Below are 4,767 nucleotides of genomic sequence, written 5' to 3'. Positions count from 1 at the left end.
CGGGTCTGGCGGCGTTTACTGGAAAACTCACTGTCGGCAAAAGTCAGTTGCTGGCTCATCCGGTTACTCATTCTGGGTTCAGGTTACAACACGATGATCTCACATCTCGGACTTATTCGCACCTTCCCTAATAAACCTTGCCGACATCGTTGTGTTAGAGCCAATTATATTAAGAGAATGTTGGCGATATCTTAATGTTGGATTTTCACAATAATAAACACTGCCACCACAACCTGTTATTAATATATAAATCCACCAGTCATGGGAAATTATGTCGTCCCATTTTTTTGTTTTAATGATTAAATCCCTTGCTTTGTCATTAATTACCATTGTATTTCCGCCGGCAATACTTTGTACTAACGCATTACGGAAAGAAGGTTTTTTATTAAATAATGGGGACAAACCAATTGGATTACTATTCTCATCAATTAATAATGTTCTGCCACAATGTACCGTCGGAATGTCTGTCGGTTTTTGTTCTAAAAATGATACGGCATCAGAAATTTTATTAGGCATCCATTCATCGTCTTGATCGCTAAAAGCGTAATATGAATACCCGGATCCACACTGTTCCAGCAAATTAACAAAATTCCATGCAAAGCCTTTCCCCGGCCCTTTTAATATTGCAACTTTTTCTTCGCCATATTTTTCCTGGTATTCAAGTAAAATATCTTGTGTGCCATCAGTCGAACCATCATCAGATACGTATAATACCCAATTTGTATATAATTGGTTAAATATTGAATCAAGTTGTTGACGTAAAAATTTGTTGCCATTATATGTACAAAGGAGTATGGCAACTTTATTAGTTATAGTCATAATCAGGAATATACGTCCGCTTCAGTAAGTAGTTTTCCTTTCATATCTTTTGCAGAAAGTTGAATATTATCATGATCAGGCCATTGAATATTTATTTCAGAGTCATTCCACAATATACTACGTTCAGCTTGAGGAGCATAAAAATTGCTTGCCTTGTATAAAAACTGAGCTTTATCACTAAGTGTCAAAAAGCCATGGGCAAATCCTTCTGGAATCCATAGCTGCCGTTTGTTTTCAGCACTAAGTAATACCCCCACCCATTTGCCAAACGTTGGTGAACTTTTACGAATATCAACAGCTACATCAAAGACTTCACCTTCTGCACACCGAACAAGTTTCCCTTGCGCATAAGGCTCTAGTTGATAGTGGAGGCCTCGCAACACACCTTTTTGTGATTGAGAATGGTTATCTTGAACAAACTCCACCTTTCTTCCTACAGCTTCTTCGAAGATCTTCTGATTAAAACTTTCAAAGAAATAACCACGCTCATCGCCAAAAACTTTTGGCTCAAAAATAAGAACATCAGGAATGCTTGTATTAATAATTTTCATCGTCTATCTCTGCAATTATTTATTAATTACTTCCATGACTACACGCTTAACACCGTCTTTCCAATTAGGAATTTTCACATCGAATACTTTTTCGAATTTTTTATTTGATAAACGTGAATTGTATGGTCGCTTGGCTGGAGTCGGATAAGAGGTAGTAGGAACACCATTAACCTCTTTTATTGATAATAATTCGCCTGCGTTTTCTGCGATAGAAAAAACGTACTTAGCATAATCAAACCAAGTTGTTTCACCACTCGCGACCAAATGATAAACACCATAATTGCAATGATTACTTTGTTCGGTACGAATGGCTATTCCAGTGCAATCAGCAAGCAATTCTGCACCGGTTGGAGCGCCATGCTGATCGTTGATAACTGCAAGCATGTCTTTCTCTTTTGCCAACCGTAGCATTGTTTTAGCAAAATTCGCACCACGCGTAGCATACACCCAACTAGTACGGAAAATAAAATGTCTTGGATTATATTTAGCAATAGCGAGTTCACCATCAAGCTTGCTTTGCCCATAAACATTTAACGGCCCAGTAGCCTCTTCTTCAGTCCGATAATGAGAGCCTGTTCCATCAAAGACATAATCGGTAGAATAATGGATAAGTAACGCATTAATTCTTGCAGTTTCTTTTGCTAAAACTTCAACACTTTCAGCATTCAACAGGAATGCGAGTGATGATTCACTTTCTGCTTTATCGACAGCTGTATGAGCTGCGGCATTAACTACTACCTCAGGTTTTACCCGGCGAATAGTTTCCGCGATCCCCTCCAGATTAGTGAGATCACCACACAGGTCTTTATCGTAGTAATCAATCGCAATTAATTCTCCAAGTGGTGATAACGCACGCTGCAGTTCCCAACCAACTTGTCCATTTTTACCAAGCAACAAAATTTTCATTTATAAAACGCGCCTGACTAGTTTTGTTCATTAATTAATGTTTGCAAATAACGACCATAATCATTTTTGGCCATTTTTTTGGCCTGTTCTGAAACCTGCTCAATAGTCAGCCATTTTTTACGGAAAGCAATCTCTTCCAGGCAGGCAACTTTCATACCCTGCCGCTTCTCTATCGTATGAATGAATTGAGACGCCTCAACCAGACTATCATGGGTTCCAGTGTCCAGCCATGCGAAACCACGTCCGAGCAATTCAACTTGCAGATTACCCTGCTCAAGGTACATCTGATTCAAGGTAGTAATTTCGAGCTCGCCACGTTCTGAAGGTTTTACCTGTTTTGCCATCTCCACAACGTTTCTGTCGTAGAAATAGAGACCGGTCACCGCCCAGTTTGATTTTGGTTTTAACGGTTTCTCTTCGATGGACAGCGCTTTGTAGTTCTCATCGAATTCAACCACGCCAAACCGCTCAGGATCCTGCACCTGGTAACCAAAGACCATTGCTCCGCTGGTCATCTGTGAAGCCGCTTCAAGTTTTTTACCAAAGCTCTGACCAAAGTAAATATTATCACCCAGCACCAGAGCACAAGGTTCATTATTGATAAACTCTTCACCAATAATAAATGCCTGCGCCAGTCCATCCGGGGATGGCTGAACCGCGTAAGATAATTTAATCCCAAATTGCGAGCCATCGCCTAACAGGCGTTTGAACGAAGGCATATCTTCCGGGGTGGTAATGACCAAAATCTCACGGATACCTGCCAGCATCAGTACAGAAATTGGGTAGAAAATCATTGGTTTATCATAAACAGGAAGCAACTGTTTAGATACACCTTGCGTAATCGGATAGAGACGGGTTCCGGAACCACCAGCAAGTACAATACCTTTCATCTTATTTTCCTTTATTATTCCGCCAGTCCCAGACGTTCGCCCGCATAGGAGCCATCCATAACGCGCTTCCACCAGCTTTCGTTTTTCAAATACCACTCAACCGTTTTACGGATACCTGACTCAAAGGTTTCCTGAGGCACCCATCCCAGATCGTTTTTAATTTTGCTGGCATCAATGGCGTAGCGCAGGTCGTGCCCCGGACGGTCGGTTACATAGGTAATAAGATCGGCGAAGTGAGTAATGCCTGCAGGCTTATCGGCAATAATTTCATCCAGAATGGCGCAGATTGTCTTCACGACTTCAATATTTTTACGCTCATTGTGACCACCGATATTGTAGGTTTCGCCCACAGTACCTTCAGTTACCACTTTGTATAACGCGCGTGCATGATCTTCGACAAAGAGCCAGTCGCGAATCTGCTCGCCGTTGCCGTATACTGGAAGCGGTTTACCTGCTAAGGCGTTCAGGATAATGAGCGGAATCAGTTTTTCCGGGAAGTGGTATGGACCGTAGTTATTCGAACAGTTCGTCACCAGCGTCGGAAGACCGTAAGTACGACGCCACGCGCGCACTAAATGATCGCTGGACGCTTTAGAAGAGGAGTAAGGGCTACTTGGCGAATATGGCGTGGTCTCGGTGAACATCGGCAGATCGCTACCGGCAGGTACTTCATCGGGATGCGGCAGATCACCGTACACTTCATCGGTGGAGATGTGATGGAAACGAAACGCCGACTTACGCGCGTCGTCCAGCTGCGACCAATACTGACGTGCCGCTTCGAGCAGAACGTAGGTACCAATAATGTTGGTTTCGATAAAGGCCGCAGGGCCCGTTATAGAACGGTCTACATGGCTCTCGGCGGCAAGATGCATTACAACATCAGGCTGATGCTCAGCGAAAATGCGCGACATAGTACTGCCGTCACAGATGTCAGCTCGCTCAAAGGCATAACGGGGATCATTTTCGATTTCTGACAGTGACTCCAGGTTACCTGCGTAGGTTAATTTATCTACGTTAACGACAGAATCCTGAGTGTTATTAATAATATGACGAACTACTGCAGATCCAATAAAACCTGCACCACCAGTAACAAGTATTTTCACGAGACTATTCCGTATTACATCGCCATGTTAAATCGCGAACATTATTTTGAGTGGTTACCTTGCAACGCGCCAAATTTAAAACACGCTACCGCCCCTGGCTCTCCAGCTACCAGTGCACTGAAAACAATAAAAATGTTAGCTACTATGCAATGAGAACCAGTGCCTGTTGTTATCAAATAGGCACAGAATGCTAATCTGATATTGTCCACTTAAATAGGTTTGAAGACAAGGGAAAATCTCAGACTAAACCGTCAAGTCTATGCCCAGCAAAAAGCGCCTTAGGCATTGATTTTATTACAATAAAAAAGGTAGCAAGAGTAATTACAGAAGCTGGAACAGCCTCCCCGTACTCGTTGCTACCCGATTCATTTGTTAAGGAAGTTGCGATTAAGTGGTCCGCAGCTCCCGATATGACGCCCCAAACCGTCCTTTATCGACGTCCTGTGGCTCAATTTTCCAATTTTCAGCCCAAAATCGTCTCTTCGTGGCTGATTTTGG

5 protein-coding genes are annotated in these 4,767 nt (G+C 42.5%); all 5 read right to left on the bottom strand.

Translation table 11 applies throughout. From position 1 onward, the window contains the following. Nucleotides 1-99: 99 nt before the first annotated feature. Genes ACOTXT_RS22185 through rfbB form a run of 5 tightly spaced genes read right to left on the bottom strand, consistent with a single transcriptional unit; the run spans nt 100 to nt 4,269 of the window. Nucleotides 100-819: a glycosyltransferase family 2 protein gene (locus ACOTXT_RS22185; RefSeq protein ID WP_421625461.1), complete on the bottom strand. Its 720-nt coding sequence runs from the start codon at nt 817-819 to the stop codon at nt 100-102. Between the two features lie 2 nt (nt 820-821). Beyond that, nucleotides 822-1,370: a dTDP-4-dehydrorhamnose 3,5-epimerase gene (gene rfbC, locus ACOTXT_RS22180; RefSeq protein WP_021241446.1), complete on the bottom strand. Its 549-nt coding sequence runs from the start codon at nt 1,368-1,370 to the stop codon at nt 822-824. Between the two features lie 15 nt (nt 1,371-1,385). After that, a complete protein-coding gene (gene rfbD, locus ACOTXT_RS22175; RefSeq protein ID WP_055321239.1) occupies nt 1,386-2,276 on the bottom strand; it encodes a dTDP-4-dehydrorhamnose reductase in 891 nt (296 codons plus the stop codon). A 17-nt stretch (nt 2,277-2,293) separates the two neighbouring features. Beyond that, nucleotides 2,294-3,166, bottom strand: a complete 873-nt coding sequence (gene rfbA / locus ACOTXT_RS22170) for a glucose-1-phosphate thymidylyltransferase RfbA (RefSeq protein ID WP_055321240.1) — start codon at nt 3,164-3,166, stop codon at nt 2,294-2,296. Nucleotides 3,167-3,180: 14 nt separating this feature from the next. Then, on the bottom strand, nt 3,181-4,269 hold the full coding sequence (gene rfbB / locus ACOTXT_RS22165) for a dTDP-glucose 4,6-dehydratase (protein WP_023293855.1): 1,089 nt from the start codon (nt 4,267-4,269) through the stop codon (nt 3,181-3,183). Nucleotides 4,270-4,767 lie beyond the last annotated feature (498 nt).

Origin of the sequence: Enterobacter cloacae complex sp. IR5422 (assembly GCF_049238165.1) — a bacterium.
In the GTDB taxonomy this organism is placed as follows: Bacteria; Pseudomonadota; Gammaproteobacteria; order Enterobacterales; family Enterobacteriaceae; genus Enterobacter; species Enterobacter roggenkampii.
The sequence above is the reverse complement of the archived record's forward strand: the minus strand, read 5'-3'. Positions and strand labels throughout refer to the sequence as shown.